The organism is Thermaurantiacus tibetensis, from assembly GCF_015354055.1.
In the GTDB taxonomy this organism is placed as follows: Bacteria; Pseudomonadota; Alphaproteobacteria; order Sphingomonadales; family Sphingomonadaceae; genus Thermaurantiacus; species Thermaurantiacus tibetensis.
This window is the reverse complement of the sequence record NZ_JACHTM010000001.1, coordinates 68,293-88,464: the sequence shown is the minus strand read 5'-3', so window position 1 is coordinate 88,464 and position 20,172 is coordinate 68,293. Positions and strand designations below refer to the sequence as shown.

The following is a 20,172-nucleotide window of genomic DNA, read 5'->3' as shown; positions in this document are numbered from 1 at the left end:
TTCAGGAGACCATCATGAGAAAGATCCTGTTCCTGCTCACTTCCAGCGCACTTGTCGGCGGGACATCCATGGCGGCCCCGGAACGCGGACAATGGAGCGTGCGTGTAATGGGAGGGCTGGACCTGCCCGCTGGCGGTCGCCTGCATGACGGCACGCAGGCGGCAGTCCCCAATCTCGGCGCGCTGGACCCCTCGCTCGCGGGCCTTTCCGGCAGGCTCGACATCAGCGGGCGCGGCAACCAGCGCTTCTTCAACGGCGGTGCGGCAGGCGCTGTGGAGATTGGCTACGCGATCCGCCAGGGCGGGGAGATTTTCGGCGGCTTCCGCTACCAGGGCAATGGCCCTGGGGAGGCCGTCGTCGGCACCGCCGTGGTCCCGGACCTCGGTGCGGAACTGCCGGTCTTCGGTCGGTTCGGGCGGCTGCGCGCCTACACCGGGGAACTGGGCTACCGGCACTATTTCATGCGTGACTCCGTCGTCCGGCCCTATGTTGCCGGCCGCGCCGGCGTGACCTTCACCGAGAGCATCGACGCGACCTTCCGCGTGCCGGGCACGGCGATCGTCCTCCCCGACACCCCCTTCTATCGAAACTCCGTCTCGGCGACCGTTGGCGGCGACATCGGTGCTGCTCTCCAGCTGACCAAGGGGCTCGACCTCAACATCGAGACGGGGTTGCGCTGGACCAGCGGACTTCGGACCAACGATGAGGTTCTGCCGGCACTCGGCCTGCAGGAAGTGAACCAGGCAGGGGGTCGGGTGGACGTGCCCATCCGCGCCGGTTTCACGGTCCGCTTCTGACCCCTGCGGCCGCGCCGCCCGTGCGACCTGACGCGGGCGGACCCACTGGTCGGGCGCCTTGCCTCGTGGCAAGGCGCCCGCCATGTTGAACGACAGTTCGAGCCCGCTCCGCCTGCTCCTCACCCGCCGGTCGGCCAAGGCGCGCGACCTCGGGGCCCCCGGCCCCGACCCCGCCACGCTCGACACCCTCCTCGCGGCGGCAATGCGCGTGCCCGACCATGGCAAGCTCGCGCCCTGGCGGCTCGTGGTGGTGGAGGACCGGGAGCGGCTGGCCGACGCCATCCTTCGCCTCTACCGCGCCGAGAGGCCCGAGGCCGGGCGGCTCGAGCTCAAGGCGCTCAGCGATTTCGCCCACCAGGCCCCCTGCCTCGTGGCGGTGGTGAGTTTGGTGAAGGACAGCCACATCCCGGCGTGGGAGCAGCAGCTTTCGGCCGGCGCGGCGACCGCCCACCTCATGCTCGCCGCCCATGCCGCCGGGTTCGCCGCCAACTGGCTGACCGGGCCCGCCGCCTATCTTCCCGGCATGGCCGAGGCCCTTGGCGTGCCGGGCGGCCGGATCGCCGGCTTCGTCTTCATCGGCACGCCCTCGAGGCCGCTCGAGGAGCGGCCGCGGCCCGACCCGGCGGAGGTGGTGCTGCGCCTCTAGCGGACCCGCACCACCGGCACGTTCCGGTTGAGGCTTTCGATCCTGAGCGTGAACCCGCCGAGCGCCGCCCGACGGATGACAACCGGCGTCCCCGGCCTCACCATGGGCAGGAACACCCCGTCGGTCTGCCGCCACATCTGGCCGTTGTCGAGCAGGAACACGCGCTTGCGCTGGGAGTCGGTGAAGGTCTCGGCGACCGCGGCCTCGAGCCGGTCGATTCGCGCCTCGCGCTCGGCCGGCCCGCCGCCGCGCGCGCCGAAGCCCTCGACCTGGGCTGCCTTCGCCCGTTCGGCGGCCTCCGCGGCCGCGCGTGCCTCGGCCTCGGCGCGGGCCTTCGCGGCGGCCTCCGCCTCGCGCGCCCGCTCTTCGGCAAGCCGCTGCCCTTCCGCCGAGGCGGCCGCGATGGCGCGGTCGTAGCAGGCCAGCCGCTCGGAGTCGGCAGGGATCCGGGCACAGGCAAGGAACGGGTCGAGCGCGCCGGCCGGCGCGCGCTGGCCGGGCGCCGACTGAGCCGCGAGCACGAGGGCCGATGCGAAGAGGGACCCGAGAACGGCTTTGCGCATCTTCCGCTTTCCTCCCGTTGCCGCCATGGACCGCCGATGACCCATGCTGCAACCCCCGACGGCGCCGCCCGCCGCCAGCTCGAGGCCGCCATGCGCGCGGCCGGCCACGCCATCGAGGCCATGAAGGCCGCCGGGCTCGAGGCCCGCGACAAGGCCGACAGAAGCCCCGTGACCGAGGCCGACGAAGCCGCCGAGCGCATCCTCGAGGCCGCGGTGCGCGCGCTCGAGCCCGATGCGACCATCGTCGGCGAGGAGGCGGCGAGCGCGGGGCGCATGCCGCCACCCTCGGGCCGCTTCTGGCTCATCGACCCGCTCGACGGCACCCGCGACTTCCTCGCCGGGCGCGACGGCTACACCGTCAACCTCGGGCTGGTGGTCGCCGGCGCGCCGGTCTTCGGCCTCGTGCTGCACCCGCCAAGCGGCCGGCTCTGGGGCGGCGCGCAAGGCGAGGGCGCCTGGCGGCTTGACCGCGACGGCACCCGCACGCCCATCCGCACCCGGCCGCTGCCCGACGCGCCGGCCCTTCTCGTCTCCCACGCCCACCTCGATGCGCGCACCCGCGCCTGGGTCGAGTCGGTGCCCGGCGCGACCCGCACGGATGCCGGCTCATCCATCAAGTTCTGCCTGCTCGCGGAAGGCGCGGCCGATGCCTATCCGCGCTTCGGCCCCACCATGGAGTGGGACACGGCGGCAGGCGATGCCGTGCTGCGCGCGGCCGGCGGGCTGACGCTCGGGGAGGACGGCCAGCCATTCCGCTACGGCAAGCCCGGCTACCGCAACGGGCCGTTCCTGGCGCTCGCCGACCCGCGGGCGACCGGGCGGCTGCCGGCCTTCGGCTGAGCCTTCCGCTGGGCCGAGATTATGGTTAACATCTTGCGTAGCTGTTAAAAAATCTTACAGCTTTCATCGAAACGTCATCGCCCCGCCCTGTCGCCGACAGTTGGCACGGGTCTTGCATGCCAGGGCGCGCAGGGGTCATGGAGGCCCCGCCAAAGGAGTTGTCAATGCGTCTTCCTCTGCTTGTTGCCGCGGCGCTGATCGCCAGCCCGGCTGCCGCCGTCAACCTCGTCACCAACGGCAGCTTCGAATCGGGCCTTGCCGGCTGGACCATCGGCGGCGTCGATACCCAGGGATTCCCGCCGGTCGCCATCTTCTATGGCGCCGGGGCTCCCTATCCCACCGGGGCCTTCGGCGAGGCGGTGCCCGCCGACAACGCGCCGGGCTCGCTTTCGCCCGACGCGGCGGGTGAACGCGGCCTCTATTTCGTGAGCGACTTCACGGTCGACCAGTCGGTCAGCCAGTCGGTGTTCCTCACCCCCGGCAGCTACCAGATCGGCTTCTCGGTCTACGCGCCTGCGAACGGCTACAACAATGCCGGCGAAGCCTTCTTTTCCGGCTCCATCGCGGGCGTGACGCTTGCCAGCTACGCGGTCTCGTCCGGTCCCGTCACCACCTGGCAGCATTTCGGCGGCGCCGCCACGATCGTGACGCCCGGCTTCTACACCGTCTCCTTCATGTTCAACACCAACCTGTTCCCGTCGAAGGACGTGGTGGTGGACCGGGTCTACATCATCCCCGGCGGCGGCGGCGGCCCGGTCATCCCGGGCATCCCCGAGCCCGCCACCTGGGCGATGCTGATTGCCGGCTTCGGCCTCGTCGGCGCGGCCATCCGCCGGCGTCGGCAACTGGTTTCGGCCTAGCGCCGAGCGTCAGGCGGGCCGGCGTTACGGGGGCAGCCGGCCCGCCACTTTGCGGCCCGCCGCGCGGGCTCAGGCGGCGAGCGCTTCCTCCGGGATCGCGTAGAGCATCTCGGCCCCGCGGGTGATGGGGCCGAGGAGCGCAGGCGCCGCCGGCAGGATCTGCTCGGCGTAGAAGCGCGCGGTTGCCACCTTGGCCCGCAGGAACGCCGGGTCGCCCTCCCCTGCCTCCAGCCGCCGGAGCGCCTCGGCCGCCTGCCGGGCAAGCAGGGTTCCCCCGATCGTCAGCCCGAACATGCGCAGGAAGGGCGTGGCACCCGCTGCCGTATCGGCAAGCTTCTCGCCCTCGTTCCCGGCCATCCACACGGCTGCCGTCTGCAGGGCCTCCAGCGCGTCTTCGGCATAGGGGCGGATGGCCCCCAGATCGCCGGACGAGGGCAGCCCCTTCAGGAACAGGCGCTCGCGCTGGAGCAGCGCCCGCCAGTGCCGGCCGCCGTCTTGCCCGAGCTTGCGGCCGACGAGGTCGAGCGCCTGGATTCCGTTGGTGCCCTCGTAGATGGGCGCGATCCGGCTGTCGCGGTAGTGCTGGGCTGCACCCGTCTCCTCGACATAGCCCATGCCGCCGAAGACCTGGAGCGCAAGGCTCGCCGCTTCGACCCCGATGTCGGTCGCAAACGCCTTGGTGACGGGCGTCAGGAGGTCGGCGAGGCCCTGGGCGTCTGCCCGGCGCTGGGGGTCAGGCTCGGCATGGGCGCGGTCCACCGCGGCAGCGTTGAGATAGGCGATGGCGCGCGCGGCTTCCGAGAGCGCCTTCACCGTCATCAGCATGCGGCGGACATCGGCATGCTCGATGATGCGGACCGGCGCGCGGGAGGGAGAGCCGAACTTCGCCGACTGCACCCGCTCTCGCGCGTGGGCAAGCGCCGCCTGGAAGGCGCGCGAGGCGATGCCGATGCCCTGCAGGCCAACGTTGATCCGGGCGTGGTTCATCATGGTGAACATGGCCCGCATGCCGGCATTCTCCGCGCCGACGAGGTAGCCGACGCAGGCATCCCGGTCGCCGAAGGCCATGGTGCAGGTTGGCGAGGCATGGATTCCGAGCTTGTGCTCGAGGCTGACGGCGCGGACATCGTTGCGCGCACCGAGGCTGCCGTCCGGGTTCACGAGGAGCTTGGGCACGAGGAAGAGCGAGATGCCCCTGGTGCCCGCCGGCGCGCCCGGCGTGCGGGCGAGCACGAGATGGACGATGTTCTCGGCCAGATCATGCTCGCCCCAGGTGATGTAGATCTTGCTCCCCTTGATCCGCCAGCTGCCGTCCCCCGCCGGAGTCGCGCTGGTGCGCAGCGCGCCCACGTCCGAGCCGGCCTGCGGCTCGGTCAGGTTCATCGTCCCGGTCCAGCGGCCCTCGACAAGGGGCTTGAGATAGAGCCGCTTCTGCTCGTCGCTGGCGTGGGCCTGGAGCGCCTCGATCGCGCCAAGCGTCAGCATCGGGCAGAGCGAGAAGGCCATGTTGGCGGCCGTCACCTGCTCCTGGACAGCGCAGGCGAGCGCGAAGGGAAGCCCCTGGCCGCCCCAGTCGGGGGCGGCGTTGAGGCCGACCCAGCCGCCCTCGGCATAGGCCCGGAAGGCCTCGCGGAACCCTTCCGGCAGGGTCACGACGCCGTCGGCAATCCGCGCGCCTTCGCGGTCTCCGACCGCGTTCAGCGGTGCGAACACGCCCGAGGCGAGCTTCCCCGCCTCTTCCAGCACGGCGTCGACGAGATCGGGGGTGGCCGCCTCGAACCCGGGAAGCGCCGCGAGCCCCCCGATGTCGGCCACCGTCTCGAGGACGAAGCGCTGCTCGCTGATCGGTGCCCGGTAGTCCATTCTGCCAACCCTTTGCCCTGTGGCCTCGGGGCTGCCTATAGCGGCCGGCGTGGGCGGGACCAGACCCCAGCGCCGGATCGCGGCGGACGACCGCGGCATCGCCGAGGTGGTGCGCCAGCTGAAGGCGGGCGGGATCGCCGCTGTGCCCACCGAGACGGTGTACGGGCTCGCCGCCGATGCTGCCAACCCGGCCGCAGTCGCCCGCGTGTTCCGCGCCAAGGGCCGGCCGGCGGCCAACCCGCTCATCGTCCATGTGGCCAACCGGGAGATGGCGGCGCGCTACGCGGAGATCCCGCCGCTGGCCGACCGGCTGATGGCCCGCTTCTGGCCCGGCCCGCTCACCCTGGTGCTGCCGCGGCGCGCGGATGCGCCGCTCACCGGCGCGGTGACCGCAGGCCTTCCGACCGTGGCACTGCGCGCCCCCGACCACCCGGTCATGCAGGCCGTCATTCGCGGGCTGGGGCGCGGAGTCGCGGCCCCCTCGGCCAATGTCTCGGGCCGCCTCTCCCCCACGAGGCCTGAGCATGTGGCGGAGCTTGCCGTGCCGCTGGTGCTCGACGCCGGCCCCTGCCGCCTCGGGCTCGAGAGCAGCGTGGTGAAGGTGGAGGAGGACCGGCTCGTCCTGCTCCGGCCCGGAAGCCTCGATTCCGCGACGCTGGCCGAGGCGGCCGGCGTGCCGGTCGAGCTCGCCGGAGCGGGAGCGAAGGAGGCCCCCGAGGCGCCCGGCACGGCCTTCCGCCACTATGCGCCGCGCCTTCCGCTCGACCTCGACGTGACCGAGGCCGCAGCCGGCCGCTTCCTGCTGGGCTTCGGCCCGGTCCCGGGCGATCTCAACCTCTCGCCCGCCGGCGACGTGGCCGAGGCGGCGGCCAACCTGTTCGCGGCGCTCTACCGGGCCGAGACAAGCGGTGCGGAGCGGATCGGCGTGGCGCCGATCCCGGCCGAAGGCGCTGGCATCGCCATCCGCGACCGGCTGCAGCGCGCTGCAGCCGCCAGCCGCGACCGGCCCTGACCCCGCTCGCCAGCGCCACCGCCCGCTGCTAGGCGCAGCCTTCCATGCTGCGCCGCCTCTACGACTGGACGCTTGCCAAGTGCGGCCACCCCCAGGCCGAACGCTGGCTTGCCGTCATCAGCTTCGTCGAGGCGAGCGTCTTCCCCATCCCGCCGGACGCGCTGCTCGCCCCCATGTGCCTCGCCCGGCCCGAGCGGGCGCTGCGCTATGCCGCCATCTGCACCCTCGCCTCGGTCGCCGGGGCCCTTCTCGGCTACGCGATCGGCATGTTCCTGTTCGAGACGGTGGGGCGCGCGGTGCTCGACTTTTACGGCGCCATGGGCAAGTTCGAGGCGCTTGCCGCCGAGTTCAACGCGCAAGGGGCGCTCATCGTCTTCCTCGCCGGCTTCACCCCGCTGCCGTTCAAGGTCATCACCATCGCGGCCGGAGCGACCGCCCTTCCCCTCCCGGTGCTCGTGATTGCAAGCCTTGTCTCGCGCGCGGCCCGCTTCTTCCTCCTGGCGGGCCTCCTGTGGAAGTTCGGCGCGCCCATGAAGATCTTCATCGACCGCCACTTCGCCCTGCTCACCACGGCCTTCGGCGTGCTGCTGGTGGGCGGCTTCGTCGTGGTGGGCTGGCTCGGCGCCCGCTAGCGCTCAGTGCCGGCCGCCGAAGAGCTGCCGCCCGGCAAGGTCGAGCATGATCTCCTCCGAGCCGCCGCCGATGGCGTTCACGCGCACTTCCCGGTAGATCCGCTCCACCTTGGAGCCCCGGATGTAGCTCGCACCGCCCAGCACCTGCGCGGCCTCGCGCGCGACATTTTCAAGCGTGCGCGTCGCCTGCACCTTCAGCATGGCGTAGCTCGCCGGCTGGCCGGTGCCCTTGCGGTGCTGGTCGGCGAGCAGATCGATCCAGGCCTGGGTCGCCTCGATCTGGCGGACGAGATCGGCGAGCTTGATGCGGATGGCCTGGTGCTGGACCAGCGGCCGGCCGAAGGTCTCGCGCCCCTGCGCCCATTCGACTGCCTCGGCGAGCGCGACCCGGGCCATGGCCATGCAGCCGTGCGCCATGCCGAGCCGCTCGGAGTTGAAGTTGCGCATGATGCCGAGGAAGCCGCCATTCTCGGGGCCGATGAGGTTCTCGGGCGGCACCTCGACATCCTGGAAATGGATGGCGGCCGTGTCCGAGCAGTGCCAGCCCATCTTCTCGAGCCGGGTGCGCGAGACACCCGGACGGTCGGCCTCGATGAGCATGAGGGAGATTCCGCCCATGCCCGGCCCGCCGGTGCGGACCGCCACCGTGAACCAGTCGGCGCGCATGCCGGACGTGATGAACATCTTGGCGCCGTTCACCACATAGTGGTTGCCGCGCCGCTCGGCCCGCGTGCGGATGGCGGCCACGTCCGAGCCGCCCGAAGGCTCGGTGATGGCAAGCGCGATGATCTTCTCGCCGGCCAGCACCGGAGGGGCCACCCGGCGCTTCATCTCCTCCGAGCCGAGCGCAAGGATGGGCGGCAGGCCGATGCCGTGGGTCATGAGGCTCGCTCCGAGCCCGCCGGCGCCCGGCGCCGCCAGCTCCTCCGACTGGGTCAGGTTGTGGAAGATGTCGAAGCCCTCTGACGTTCCGCCATATTCCTCCGGGTAGCCGAGGCCGAGGATGCCGGCTTGCGCTGCCTTGCGGTGGAGGTCGCGCGGCAGCTCGCCTTCGCGCTCCCACTGGTCGATGTGGGGCGCGACTTCGCGCTCGACGAAGCGGCGCACCGATTGCGCCACCGCCTCGTGGGTCTCGTCGTAGAAGGGCGAGCGCGCCCGCCAGGCCTCGAACATCCGCATTTGCCTCTCCTCTCGAGCCCGCCTAGCAGGGCCCGGAGAGGGACCGGAAGCCCATGAAATTCGCCTGCTCCGCCGCGCTTGTCTGCTTCCTTGCCGCCGCCAGCCCTGCCGTTGCGCAGACGCCGTTCGAGGCGGCCGATCTCTGGCGGCTGCAGCAGGTGGAAAGCCCCGTGCTCGCCGCCGACGGCCGCCGCGTGCTCTTCACCCGCGTGCGCTTCGACGAAAGCGCGGACCGGCGCCTTGCCGAGCTCTGGCTTGCCCACCTCGACGAGGCCGGCCGGGTGGTGGACCAGCGCCTCCTCGTGCCCTCGGGCCTTGCCCCGCGCGAGGCAAGCTTCTCGCCCGACGGCAGCCGCGTCGCCTTCGTCGGCCAGCAGGGCGGAAAGGCCCGCCTGTTCCTCCTCACGCTCGCCGACCCGGTGCCGGAGCCGGTGACGAGCGCCGAGCTCGCACCTCAGGGGCCCGCCTGGTGCCGCGACGGGCAGCGGCTCGCCTTCGTGGCCCGGGTGCCGGCCCTGCCGCCTGCGATCCCGGGCATGCCGCCACGACCCCAGGGCGCCGACCGCGCCCCCGAGCCGAAGATCGTCTCCGACCCCTTCTGGCGCACCGACGCCGGCGGCGAGCAGAAGCCCGGCAGCCTCCACCTCTTCGTGCACGATCTCCGCTCGGGCGCGACCACCCGGCTCACCACCGGCAGCCGCGACGCCCTCGACCCGACCGGGATCGCCTGGACGGCCGACTGCCGCTTCCTCATCGGCTCGGTCAGCCCGAATCGCGTGCGGGCGCCTTCCGAGAGCGACCTCTGGCGCTTCGACGCCGCACGGCCGGGCGCTCCCCCGGTCAGGCTCACCAGCCGGCCGGGAAGCGAGGCCGGTCCCGTCGTCTCGCCCGACGGGCGGATGCTCGCCTTCACCGGGGCCGAGGCGACGCGCGCCTTCTACCCCATGCCCGAGGTCTGGCTGATGCCGCTGGTGCCGGGTGCGCCGGTCCGCAAGGCCGCGCCCGGGCTCGACCGGCCGATCGCGGCACCCCCGGTCTGGCGCGAGGATTCGGGCGCCCTCTATCTCCTGTTCCACGATGCGGGCGTAACCCGGGTGGCCGAGGTGGACGCGGGCTCCGGCGCTGTTGCCGTGAAGGTGCCTGTGGTCGGCGGCACCCGCCTCTACCTGCCGTCCGCAGGCGGACAATTCGCCGCCGCGGCCAGCACCTTCGCCTGGACGACCGCGCACCCCGACCGGCCGGCGGGGCTCGGCATCTCGAAGGGTGGCGACCAGACCGGCAGCCTTGACCCCAACGCCCGCTGGGCCGAGGAAAAGCTCGCTGGCCGGATGGAGGAGGTGCGGGCCAAGGCGCCCGACGGCCGTGAGATCCAGGGCTGGCTCCTGTTCCCGCCCGATTTCGACGCCCGCCGCCGCTACCCGGTCATCCTCGACATCCACGGCGGCCCCAACACCGACTACGGCCCGTTCTTCTCGGTGACCCACGCGCTCTACGCCGCCGCCGGCTACCTCGTGCTCTTCACCAACCCGCGCGGCAGCATCGGCTACGGGGCGGAGTTCGCGAATCTCATCACCGATGCCTACCCCGGCGACGACCATGGCGATCTCATGGCGATGGTCGATGCGGTGGCCGCAAGGCCCTATGCGGACGGCCGCAACCTCTTCATCGGCGGTGGTTCGGGCGGCGGCGTGCTCACACTGAACGCCATCGGCCGCGAGCCGGGCAAGTTCCGCGCTGCAGTCGCGCTGCGGCCGGTGACCGACTGGACGAACCAGGTGACGACTGCCGATCTTGCGCCCTTCTTCCTCCACCAGTGGATGGGCGCGACGCCGTGGGACGCGCCCGAGCGCTACCGCGCCCGATCGCCCCTGTTCCTTGCGGGGCGCATCACCACGCCGACCATGCTGGTGACCGGCGAGGCCGACTTCCGCACCCCCATCTCGCAGACGGAGATGATGTTCGGCGCGCTCAAGCAGCAGGGCGTCGAGACAGTGATGGTGCGCCTGCCCGAGGCGAACCACGGCATGGGCCGGCCGTCGCAGTGGCTGCAGTCGATCCTCGCGCCGATCGACTGGTTCAACCGCCACCGGGCGAAGTGAGCGTCTCCGCGACCCACCCGGCATGGGTCTTCAGGAACTTCCTGACCTTGGGCGCGATGACGGCGGTGCAGTAGGGGTTCCGGTCGCCGACCCGGTCGAAGTAGCCCACATGCTCCGTCTCGGCCGGGAAGAAGGGGCCGGCGGGCTCGACGGTGGTGACGACAGGTGCGCTCCAGTCCTTCTGCGCGCGGGCGATCGCGGCCTTCGCCTCGGCCTCCTGCTCTGGCGACTGGGGGAAGATGGCCGAGCGATACTGCGGGCCGACATCGTTGCCCTGGCGGTTGAGCTGGGTCGGGTCGTGGGTCGCGAAGAAGATGTCGAGGATGTCCCCGTAGCCGATGACCGAAGGATCGAAACGGATCCTGACCGCCTCGGCATGGCCCGTGGTGCCCGTGCAGACCGCCTTGTAGCCCGGATTGTCGACATGGCCGCCGGTATAGCCCGGCACCACCTCCTCCACGCCCCGCACGCGGCGGAAGATGGCCTCGGTGCACCAGAAGCAGCCCCCGGCCACCACGGCGGTCTCGAGGCTCGCGGTGCCGGGTTCGCGGCCCGTGTCCGTTGCGGTCATTGGCGTCTCCCTGCTTCGGCTGCTGACCTCAAGTTCTGGCACATGTGTGCCACCGGCAACGGTCGCGCAAGCATCTGCCCGCCATGCCCGCCCGAATGTTGACAAACGGCAGTGCCGTGCGCCAAATCCTTCTACGCGAGGGTCGAAGTCAGAGGTCGGGACCGAGGACGGCGGTCGTGGCCGAAGGCGGGGGACCGGCCATGAGTGGCTGTCCGTGCGTGCGCTGCCCGGGGGTTCTCGGGCGGTGATCGGCTACGCGGAGGAAACACAGGCCTTCGAGCGCGTTCAGACGTTCGTGGCCGATGTCATGCGGGCCGCCCGGGTCGAGGAGATCGGCGAGCTCCTGTCCGAAGCCACGCGTGCGTTCGCCTTCGATCATTTCGCCATGACCCAGCGCTACGGGCTCAGGATCGACAATGTGCCCGTCCAGCTCACCGACTATCCGGAGCACTGGGTGGAGCTGCTCCGCTCCGGCCAGTTCTGGGCCGATGACCCGGTTCTTGCCGCCTGCCAGCGCACGGTCGCTCCCTTCGCGTGGGACGATCTTCCCCGCCTCGTTGAGCTCACCCCCCGGCAGCAGGCCTACATGGACGCCGCCGCGCGCGAGGGCCTCGCCCGCGGCTGGACCGTTCCCATCCATATCCCAGGCGAGGCCAGCGGCCTTTGCTCCTTCGTTCTTTCCGACCGGCGCGAACTGCCGCGCCACAGCCTGCCCGCCGCCCAGTATCTCGCCTGCTTCAGCTTCGAAGCCGCACGCCGGCTGGCGCGCCGCGGCAACCCGCCGCTGCCGCGCCTCACGCGGCGCCAGCTCGAGTGCGTGGTGCTCGCCGCGCGCGGCAAGAGCGACTGGGTGGCCGGCCAGATCCTTGGCCTCGCGCCCGACACGGTGCACAAGTATCTTGAGCAGGCGAAGGCGCGTTTCGGCGTCTCGAGCCGCACCGAGCTCGTGGTCCGCGCGCTTTATGATGGGCAGATCAGCCTCGGGGATCTGCTCGGCTGAGCCGCACGGGGTGGCCTGCTGCCCCCGACACCCAACCCTTGCGTTCCCTGCCGAGTCGACGCATGCTGCCGTAGCCGGGGTTCGCGAGGCGCAATCCCGGGATGGGGCGTTTTTGACGGGGGTATCCATGCGCATCGCGTTTCTCGCATCCATGTCCTTGCTCGCCGCCGGGCCGGCGCTTGCTGCCGCTGCCGCACCGGGTCTTGCGGCCACGCCGGTCGAGCGGCGGGTGTCCGGCACCTTCGCCGGCGGCACCTGGGAGGCGCGCAGCCTCATCGTCGGCCAGACCTCGACTGCCGTGGTTCCGCCCGGAGATCCGATCTACCTCCCGGCCCGGCCGGACAAGAATGGCGTCGCCTTCCTCGAGATCTTCGGCGGCGGCTACTGCTCGGGGAGCCTCATCGGCGGCGGCACGGCAATCCTGACCGCCGCCCACTGCGTGACCAACGCCTCCGGCACCATCACCGCGACCGGCGGCTGGGCCTATTTCTACCCCGGCCCGGCGGACCCCTTCTACGACCTCGACTTCGGGTTCGTGCCGGGGATCCAGCGGGTGGCGCTGGGGGCCGTGCATGTGGCGCCGGGCTACACCGGCGACGTGATCGACCACAACGACCTCGCCATCATCTTCCTCGCCGGTGCAGCGCCGGCCTTCGCCACCTCCTATCTGCTCGACGCGCTCGTCGATCCGACCGGAGTGGTCTTCAACGTGGCGGGCTTCGGCAACCGCGGGGTGGGAGCCACCGTCGGCGCCAGCCCCGGCTCGTTCGGGCGGCTGCGCGAGGGCGACAACATGTTCGAATATGCGCTCGGCAACCCGATCTTCGGCGGCGGCTGGGCCGGACTTCTCGGCCGACCCCTGGGGCAGATCTCGGACAGCTGGGTCTCCGACTTCGACCGGGTCGGCTTCGCGGCGAACGACACCTCGTGCCTCGTGACCGGTGGTCTGCTCGGCACGGGGGCCACCTTCTGCAACACCGGCCTCGGCCCTCGCGAAGTGGGAGTTGCCGGCGGCGACTCCGGCGGCCCGCAGTTCGTGAACGGCAGGATCGTCTCGGTCACCTCCTATGGCCTCACCTTCGGCACCGCCTGGGGTGACTGCCGGGCCGGCCTCCAGTCGAGCTGCGGCGAATTCTCGGGCTTCGCGCCGGTGTTCCGCAACCGGGCGTGGATCGAGCGGCTGGTGCCCGGCGCCTTCGTGCCCGAGCCCGGCACCTGGGGGATGCTCATCGCCGGCTTCGGCCTGGTGGGCATGGCGGCGCGCCGCCGGAAGGCGGCGGCTGCAGCCTGACCCGACGTTCTCGGGAACATGGAAGGGCCGGGAGGCAACTCCCGGCCCTTTCCTTTGCTGCGGCTGATGATGCCAGGACAAAGGGGCCGGTGGATCGCTCCACCGGCCCCTGTGGCTGCCCGAAGGCGGGTCGGGTCAGGCGCTGACGGCCAATTCCGATTCCCGGCGGCGGCGCGCCATGGCGCCCACGAGGCCGAAGCCGGCGATGAGCATCGCCCAGGTGCCGGGCTCGGGGATGACGCCGGGGTTGAGCACTGCCCGGATCCAGTCGCGGCTGGCGTAGAGCGGGGCGAACCCGTTGAACTCGCCGCAGCTCGACTGGAGGCCGGAGCGGCAGTCCCCGAAGGCGGTGCCGAAGCTGAGCCCATAGGAGGTGACCGACACGATCTTGCCGTTCACGAACTGCGGGCCACCCGAGTCGCCGCCGGCCACGCCCACTTCCGTCCGGCCCCGCCCGAGGTCGCAGAAGGTGGTCACGCCGGGCCCGAGGATGTTCGTCGCCTGCGTGGTGCGGCAGGCCGTGTCGTTGAGGGCAAGGCCATTGTCGAAGTCCGACACGTAGGAGAAGGCCGTCCGCGAGAAGGGGCCGATGATCGGCTCCCAGGCAGTACCGAAGATCGGGTCGCCGAAGCGGAAGTCGAACATGTTGTCGCCCTGGCGGATGAAGCCGGTGGTGCCGCCGGTGGCGCCGCCCGACCCGCAGCCCGGAAGCGGGCCGCAGCCGCCGTTGAGCGAGCGGTTGCCGAAGCCGGCGACGTTGAAGCCGACTCCGCGCAGGCTGGTCGCATCGAGATCGATGTCATAGATCTGCGCCCATGACGGCGCATCGGCCGAAAGGGTCAGGATCGCGATGTCGTTGTAGTCGATGACGAAGCCCGTGTAGAGCGGGTTCACATGGTAGGTCTCGACGGTGATCGCTGTCGCCGTCGGGTTGAACGGCGAGCGCACGTCAGGCGCGAGGTTCTGGTTGAAGTAGGCCGTCGTGACGTTCGGGTTGGGGGTGCCGGCGCCATCCGAGACGCAGTGCGCCGCCGTCAGGATGGTCCGCACCCCGATGAGGCTGCCCGAGCAGATGAAGAGACCGCCGGGGCCATAGTCCATGATGAGCGAGACGACGCCGCTGTAGAGCGCGGGCGAGGCATGGAAGATGGGATCGTCGCCCGGCCCGGGGTAGCGCGGCGGGGCGCCCGCCGCCGTCGGCGTCATGCCGACGATGTAGCTCTGCGCGGTCCACACCAGGTCGCCATAGCTGCCCGACATGGCCTTGGTCGCAGCGGCCTGCGCCGCCGATGCCATTGCGAGAGGCGCAGCCGCGAGCAGCGCCAGTCCAAGTCCCTTCATTTCAGAAGCCCTCCTGCTTGCCCCAGCCGGCAGACCCCCCGCCGGCCAACGCGCACAAGCCTAATCTCCCTTCAAGGAAATGCAACGAAAATACGGCAACTCGCGTGCAATAGTGGTTGATGCTGTCACGCGGCTTCGGACCGCGGGGGGATGGGCGCACGGTACGCGAGTACCGGCTGGCGCGCCGCCCGTGTCTCGTCGAGCCGTGCACGCGGCGCGAAGCGCGGCGCCGCGCGGAACCGCTCCACGTCGCCGGCCTTCGCGGCCTCCGCAAGCGCCCGCATGGTGGCGATGAAGGCATCGAGCCTGGCCTTCGACTCGGTTTCGGTGGGCTCCACCAGCATCGCGCCATGGACCACCAGCGGGAAATACATGGTCATGGGGTGGTAGCCCTCGTCGACGAGGGCCTTGGCGAAGTCGAGCGTGGTCACCCCCGTGCCCTCGAGGAAGCGGTCGTCGAAGAGGGCCTCGTGCATGCAGGGGCCCGAGGATGCGAAGGGTGCCGACATGACGTCCGCGAGGCCGCGCAGCACATAGTTCGCGTTGAGCACCGCGTCTTCCGCCACCTGACGGAGACCATCGGCGCCATGGCTCATGATGTAGGCGAGCGCGCGCACGAACATGCCCATCTGGCCGTGGAAGGCGGCCATGCGGCCGAAGCTTGCCCCATGGCCCTCGGCTTCCGCCGTCTCCTCCTCGACGAGGTGGAAGCGGCCGTCCTTCTCGACGACGACGGGAAGCGGCGCGAAGGGGGCGAGTGCCTCCGAGAGGACGACCGGCCCCGAGCCCGGCCCCCCGCCGCCGTGGGGTGTGGAGAAGGTCTTGTGGAGGTTGATGTGCATCGCATCGACCCCGAGGTCGCCGGGGCGCACGCGGCCGACGATCGCGTTGAAGTTGGCGCCGTCGCAGTAGACATAGCCGCCGGCGGCATGGACGGCATCGGCGATGCGGCGCATGTCGGGCTCGAACAGGCCGCAGGTGTTGGGGTTGGTGATCATGACTGCGGCGACGTCCGGCCCGAGCCGCGCTGCAAGCGCCGCGAAGTCGACGCGGCCGCGGGCGTCCGCCGGAATGCTCTCGACCGCATAGCCGCAGAAGGCGGCGGTCGCCGGGTTGGTGCCATGGGCGCTCTCGGGCACCAGCACCACGCGCCGCGCGTCGCCGCGGGCCTCGTGCGCCGCGCGGATCGCGAGCATCCCGCACAGCTCGCCATGGGCGCCGGCCTTCGGCACCATGGCAACTGCCGGCATGCCGGTCAGCGCCATGAGCCAGTGGGCAAGCCGGTGGATGAGCTCGAGCGCGCCCTGCACCGTGTCCTGGGGCTGGAGCGGGTGGATGTCGGCGAAGCCGGGCAGCCGGGCCAGCTTCTCGTTGAGCCGCGGGTTGTGCTTCATGGTGCACGACCCCAGCGGAAACAGGCCGAGGTCGATCCCGTAGTTCTGCCGCGACAGGCGCGTGTAGTGGCGCACCGTCTCGCCCTCGGCGAGGCCGGGAAGGCCGATGGGCGCCTGCCGCTCCAGCCCGGCAAGCCGCGAGGCATGCGCCGGGACGGCCTCGAGATCGACGCCGCTGGTGCTGCTGTCGCCCAGCTCGAAGATGAGCGGCTCCTCGAGCATCAGGGCGCGGTTGCCGGTGAAGGTCCCGGCCACGGGTCCGGCGGTGGTGGCCGGCGCGGCAGGGGAAGTGGGACGGGGGGAGCCGAGGATGCTCATGCGCCGGCATACTCCGTGGCAAGGGTTTCGGTCAGGGCACGCGCCAGCGCGTCGATGTCGGCTGCACTCACGCACTCGGTCGCGGCAACGAGAAGGACATTGGCAAGGCCGGGAACCTCGGGCCACAGCCGCGCGGCGCTGACCCCGCCGAGCACGCCCATCTCCGCCATGTCGCGCAGCGCCTGGCGTGCGGGCACGGGGATGCGGATGGCGAACTCGTTGAAGAAGCGCGGTGTGAGCAGCTTGACACCGGGAATGGCGGCAAGACGGTCGGCCGTCTGGCAGGCCCGGGCGTGGTTGAGGGCGGCAAGGTGCCTCAGACCCTTCTCGCCGAGCAGCGTCAGGTGGATCGAGAAGGCAAGGCTCATCAGCCCTGAGTTGGTGCAGATGTTGGAGGTGGCCTTCTCGCGGCGGATGTGCTGCTCGCGGGTCGAGAGGGTGAGCACATAGCCTCGCCGGCCCTCGGCATCGACGGTCTCGCCGCACAGCCGGCCGGGCATCTGCCGGACATGCCGCTCCCGCGCGGCGAAGAGGCCGAGGTGCGGACCGCCGAACTGGAGCCCGACTCCGAGCGACTGGCCTTCGCCCACCACGATGTCGGCCCCCATCTCGCCGGGCGCGCGGATCGCGCCGAGTGCGACCACCTCGGTCACGACGACGACGAGGAGCGCGCCCTTCGCGTGCGCTGCGGCGGCAAGCCCGGAGAGGTCGGCGACATGGCCGAAGACGTCGGGATACTGCACCACCACCGCGCTCGTCTCGCCGTCGATCCGGGCCATGAGGTCGGCAAGGTCGTCGCCCGGGGGCACGGCATCCGGGCGGGGCGCGCCCACCTCGAGCCGGTCGCCGGTGAAGCGGGCGAGCGTCTGCGCGGCGCGCACATAGTGGGGGTGAACGCCGGCCGAGACGAGCGTCTTCGCCCGCCTGGTGATCCGCCGGGCCATGAAGATGGCCTCGGTCATCGCGGTCGAGCCGTCGTACATCGAGGCGTTCGCCACATCCATCGCGAAGAGGCGGGCGACCTGGGTCTGGAACTCGAAGAGATACTGGAGCGTGCCCTGGGCGATCTCGGGCTGGTAGGGCGTGTAGCTGGTCAGGAACTCGCCGCGCTGGATGAGATGGTCGACGCTCGCCGGCACATGGTGGCGGTAGGCGCCGGCGCCGAGGAAGAAGGGGTGGTCGCCGGCGGCCATGTTCTTCGCGGCAAGCCGCCGGAGCTCGCGCTCGACGAGCATCTCGGGGCTGTGGTGCGGCAGCCCCTCGATGGGGCCGTCGAGGCGGGCCTCCTCGGGCACGTCGACGAAAAGGTCGTCGATCGAGGCCGCACCCACCGCCTTCAGCATGGCGGCGCGGTCGTCGGGGGTGAGCGGCAGGTAGCGCATCAGGAGTCTCCGGGCTTTCGCGCCTGCCAGCGCAGGCGGACATAGTCGGCCATCCAGCAGCCGGTCTCGTCGGTGAGGACGGGGGCAAGCACCGCCTCGATCTCGGCAACCACGGCCTTCTCCGCGTCGGGCGGAACGCCGGCCGCGGCGAGGAAGCCGGCACGGAAGGTGGCAAGCCAGCCGCGGATCCCGCTCGGAAGCGGGGTGGGCCGGGGAATGAGGCGGGCCTCGATGTCGGTGAAGCCGGCCGCCTGGTGGCGGGCGACGAAGGCCTCCGGCGTCTGGTAGACCTGGCGGCCGAGCGCGCCGGCATCGAACCCGTGCGCCGCGAGCACCGCGCGCACCCCGGCGCGGATGGCAGCGATGTTGAGAAAGCCGCCGCATTCGCCGACATAGCGGCCGCCGGGCTTCAGCGCACGGAAGACGCCGCGGGCGACGGCGTCCTGATCGGGCATCCAGTGGAGCGCGGCGTTCGAGAAGACGGCGTCGAAGGCCGCCTCGAAAGCGAGCTGCTGGCCGTCGCCCCCTTCCACGCGGAGACCTCGCGCCTGCGCCGCCGCCAGCATCGACGGGTCGGGATCGAGCCCGAGCACCTCGGCGCCAGCTTCGGCGATGCGGGCGGTGAGCGCGCCGTCGCCGCAGCCGAGATCGAGGATGCGCTCGCCCGGCCGCGGCGCGAGCAGCTCGAGCGCGGCCGCGCCCAGCGCCGGCACGAAGGCCGCGTGCTGCTGGTAGGTGGCCGCGTCCCAGCCCATCAGCGCGTGCCGAGGAAGGCCTCGTAGGCGGCCTTGTCCATCAGGCCCTCGAGCTCGGCCGGGTCGGCAAGGGTCAGGCGGAAGAACCAGCCCTCCCCTTCGGCCGATTCGTTGACGAGCGCGGGGTTGTCGGCGAGCGCGGCATTCACTTCGGTGACGGTGCCGGAGACCGGGGCGTAGACGTCGGCTGCGGTCTTGACCGATTCGACGACGGCCGCCTCCTTGCCGCGCTCGACCACGCGGCCGGGCTCGGGAAGCTCGACGAACACGATGTCGCCGAGCTGCCCCTGCGCATAGTCGGTGATGCCGACGGTCGCGGTTTCGCCCTCCACCTCGATCCATTCGTCCTGCTCGGTGTAGTAGCGCATGCGTCTCTCCCTCAGCGCGCGTAGCTCTTCTGCCAGAAGGGGAGCGGCACCACGCGGGCGGGAAGCCGCCTGCCCCTCACCTCGATCTCGAGCGCGGTGCCGTCGGCGGCGTGGGCGGCCGCGACATAGCCCATGGCAATCGGCCCACCGACCGAGGGGCCGTAGCCGCCCGAAGTGACGACGCCCACCGCGGCGTCGCCGGCATGGATGGTGGCCCCCTCGCGCACCGGCTGGCGGCCTTCGGGCTTCAGCCCCACCCGCCGGCGGGCAGGCCCGTCGAGGAGGGCCTTCAGGATGCGCTCCGCGCCCGGGAACCCCCCCTCCACCTTGCGCCGCTTGGAAATGGCGAAGGCAAGCCCCGCTTCGACCGGCTCGGTCTCGGGCGAAAGGTCGTGGCCATAGAGCGGCAGCCCGGCCTCGAGCCGGAGCGAGTCGCGCGCGCCAAGGCCCACGGGCTTCACCTCGGGCATCGCCAGCAGGGCCTCGGCGAGCGCTTCGGCGGCCTCCGCCGGCACCGAGATCTCGAAGCCGTCTTCCCCGGTGTAGCCCGAGCGGGACACCCACAGCGGCGTGCCGCGCCAGGTGAAGGCCCCCGCTTCCATGAACTTCAGCGCCTCGACAGGCACCCCGCCAGGTGCGGCCGCGATGCCGAGCCGGCCGAGTGCCGTGGCCGCCTCCGGCCCCTGGAGGGCGAGGAGGGCCAGATCGGCCAGGTGGCGGAGCTCGAGGCCCGGCGCCAGCCGTGCGCCCATGTAGGCGAGATCCGAGGCCCGGGTCGCACCATTCACCACCAGCGCAAGGTGATCGCCGGCGTTGGTGACCATGAGGTCGTCGAGGATCCCGCCATCCTCGGCGAGCAGAAGCGAGTAGCGCATCCGGCCCGGGCGGAGGCCAAGGATATCCCCGGGGCAGAGCCGCTCGAGCCAGGCCGCGGCTCCCTGACCCGAGATCGTCAGCTGGCCCATGTGGGAGACGTCGAACAGGCCGGCGTGGGCACGCGTCCACAGATGCTCGGCAATCACGCCCTTGGCGTAGTGGAGCGGCATGGCGTGGCCGGCGAAGGGGACCATGCGGGCGCCAAGGCGCCGGTGCAGCGCATCGAGCGGCAGGGTGGCCAGCGCCGCCTTGGCGATCGTGCCAGCCGCGGCACCGCCCGACCCGTCACCTCCTCCCCACTCGCCTCGCGCCCCCACGCCTTCCGCGGCGGGGCCGGTCGATGCCTGTGCGCCCATCGGTCGAGCCTTCCGGACAGCCGGACGGC

Annotated in this window: 17 protein-coding genes and 3 pseudogenes; 9 read left to right on the top strand and 11 right to left on the bottom strand. The window is 71.5% G+C overall.

What is annotated here, in order from left to right; genetic code table 11:
• Positions 1-14 precede the first annotated feature (14 nt).
• Positions 15-797, top strand: coding sequence for a hypothetical protein (locus H3H34_RS00440; protein ID WP_194743306.1), 783 nt, complete (start codon positions 15-17; stop codon positions 795-797).
• Between the two features lie 82 nt (positions 798-879).
• Complete coding sequence (locus H3H34_RS00435; RefSeq protein ID WP_194751833.1) at positions 880-1,443, top strand: nitroreductase family protein; 564 nt, start codon at positions 880-882, stop codon at positions 1,441-1,443.
• Here the strand turns inward: H3H34_RS00435 and H3H34_RS00430 are convergent.
• Positions 1,440-2,006, bottom strand: a complete 567-nt coding sequence (locus tag H3H34_RS00430) for a hypothetical protein (RefSeq protein ID WP_194743304.1) — start codon at positions 2,004-2,006, stop codon at positions 1,440-1,442. The genes H3H34_RS00435 and H3H34_RS00430 overlap by 4 nt on opposite strands.
• A gap of 36 nt (positions 2,007-2,042) precedes the next feature.
• Here H3H34_RS00430 and H3H34_RS00425 point away from each other — a divergent pair, with 36 nt between their 5' ends.
• The gene (locus H3H34_RS00425) at positions 2,043-2,846 is read left to right on the top strand and encodes a 3'(2'),5'-bisphosphate nucleotidase CysQ family protein (RefSeq protein ID WP_194743303.1); all 804 of its coding nucleotides are present in this window, start codon (positions 2,043-2,045) and stop codon (positions 2,844-2,846) included.
• Between the two features lie 164 nt (positions 2,847-3,010).
• On the top strand, positions 3,011-3,706 hold the full coding sequence (locus H3H34_RS13420) for a PEPxxWA-CTERM sorting domain-containing protein (protein WP_194743302.1): 696 nt from the start codon (positions 3,011-3,013) through the stop codon (positions 3,704-3,706).
• Positions 3,707-3,775: 69 nt separating this feature from the next.
• Here H3H34_RS13420 and H3H34_RS00415 read toward each other — a convergent pair whose 3' ends face one another.
• A complete protein-coding gene (locus H3H34_RS00415; RefSeq protein WP_194743301.1) occupies positions 3,776-5,569 on the bottom strand; it encodes an acyl-CoA dehydrogenase C-terminal domain-containing protein in 1,794 nt (597 codons plus the stop codon).
• A 49-nt stretch (positions 5,570-5,618) separates the two neighbouring features.
• Here H3H34_RS00415 and H3H34_RS00410 point away from each other — a divergent pair, with 49 nt between their 5' ends.
• Positions 5,619-6,581 carry an L-threonylcarbamoyladenylate synthase gene (locus H3H34_RS00410; protein ID WP_194743300.1) on the top strand — a complete coding sequence of 321 codons (963 nt, stop codon included), beginning with the start codon at positions 5,619-5,621 and terminating at the stop codon, positions 6,579-6,581.
• 44 nt (positions 6,582-6,625) lie between these two features.
• Complete coding sequence (locus H3H34_RS00405) at positions 6,626-7,213, top strand: YqaA family protein (protein ID WP_194743299.1); 588 nt, start codon at positions 6,626-6,628, stop codon at positions 7,211-7,213.
• Between the two features lie 3 nt (positions 7,214-7,216).
• On the opposite strand, the gene H3H34_RS00400 is transcribed toward H3H34_RS00405, so the two are convergent.
• Complete coding sequence (locus H3H34_RS00400) at positions 7,217-8,392, bottom strand: acyl-CoA dehydrogenase family protein (RefSeq protein WP_194743298.1); 1,176 nt, start codon at positions 8,390-8,392, stop codon at positions 7,217-7,219.
• Between the two features lie 53 nt (positions 8,393-8,445).
• Here H3H34_RS00400 and H3H34_RS00395 point away from each other — a divergent pair, with 53 nt between their 5' ends.
• Positions 8,446-10,491, top strand: coding sequence for a S9 family peptidase (locus H3H34_RS00395; protein WP_194743297.1), 2,046 nt, complete (start codon positions 8,446-8,448; stop codon positions 10,489-10,491).
• Here H3H34_RS00395 and msrA read toward each other — a convergent pair.
• On the bottom strand, positions 10,469-11,062 hold the full coding sequence (gene msrA, locus H3H34_RS00390) for a peptide-methionine (S)-S-oxide reductase MsrA (protein WP_194743296.1): 594 nt from the start codon (positions 11,060-11,062) through the stop codon (positions 10,469-10,471). The two genes, H3H34_RS00395 and msrA, sit on opposite strands and share 23 nt — an antisense overlap.
• Before the next feature lie 244 nt (positions 11,063-11,306).
• On the opposite strand from msrA, the gene H3H34_RS00385 reads away from it, so the two are divergent.
• A complete protein-coding gene (locus H3H34_RS00385; protein WP_194751831.1) occupies positions 11,307-12,062 on the top strand; it encodes a LuxR family transcriptional regulator in 756 nt (251 codons plus the stop codon).
• Positions 12,063-13,260: 1,198 nt separating this feature from the next.
• A pseudogene (locus tag H3H34_RS14085) lies at positions 13,261-13,353 on the top strand (PEPxxWA-CTERM sorting domain-containing protein); the annotation flags it as partial.
• A gap of 135 nt (positions 13,354-13,488) precedes the next feature.
• On the opposite strand, the pseudogene H3H34_RS14080 reads toward H3H34_RS14085, so the two are convergent.
• The 7 genes and pseudogenes from H3H34_RS14080 to gcvT form a co-directional block, all read right to left on the bottom strand.
• A pseudogene (locus tag H3H34_RS14080) lies at positions 13,489-13,596 on the bottom strand (PEPxxWA-CTERM sorting domain-containing protein); the annotation flags it as partial.
• Between the two features lie 492 nt (positions 13,597-14,088).
• A pseudogene (locus H3H34_RS14075) lies at positions 14,089-14,454 on the bottom strand (trypsin-like serine peptidase); the annotation flags it as partial.
• A 365-nt stretch (positions 14,455-14,819) separates the two neighbouring features.
• Entirely contained in the window at positions 14,820-16,406 is a 1,587-nt protein-coding gene (gene gcvPB, locus H3H34_RS00370) for an aminomethyl-transferring glycine dehydrogenase subunit GcvPB (RefSeq protein WP_194743293.1), read from the bottom strand.
• The gene (gene gcvPA, locus H3H34_RS00365) at positions 16,403-17,788 is read right to left on the bottom strand and encodes an aminomethyl-transferring glycine dehydrogenase subunit GcvPA (RefSeq protein ID WP_194743292.1); all 1,386 of its coding nucleotides are present in this window, start codon (positions 17,786-17,788) and stop codon (positions 16,403-16,405) included. The genes gcvPB and gcvPA overlap by 4 nt, the downstream gene beginning before the upstream one ends.
• Entirely contained in the window at positions 17,788-18,543 is a 756-nt protein-coding gene (locus tag H3H34_RS00360) for a class I SAM-dependent methyltransferase (protein ID WP_194743291.1), read from the bottom strand. The genes gcvPA and H3H34_RS00360 overlap by 1 nt, the downstream gene beginning before the upstream one ends.
• Positions 18,543-18,911: a glycine cleavage system protein GcvH gene (gene gcvH / locus H3H34_RS00355; protein WP_194743290.1), complete on the bottom strand. Its 369-nt coding sequence runs from the start codon at positions 18,909-18,911 to the stop codon at positions 18,543-18,545. Before gcvH ends, H3H34_RS00360 begins: the two co-directional genes overlap by 1 nt.
• An 11-nt stretch (positions 18,912-18,922) precedes the next feature.
• Positions 18,923-20,143, bottom strand: a complete 1,221-nt coding sequence (gcvT, locus tag H3H34_RS00350) for a glycine cleavage system aminomethyltransferase GcvT (protein WP_194743289.1) — start codon at positions 20,141-20,143, stop codon at positions 18,923-18,925.
• Positions 20,144-20,172 lie beyond the last annotated feature (29 nt).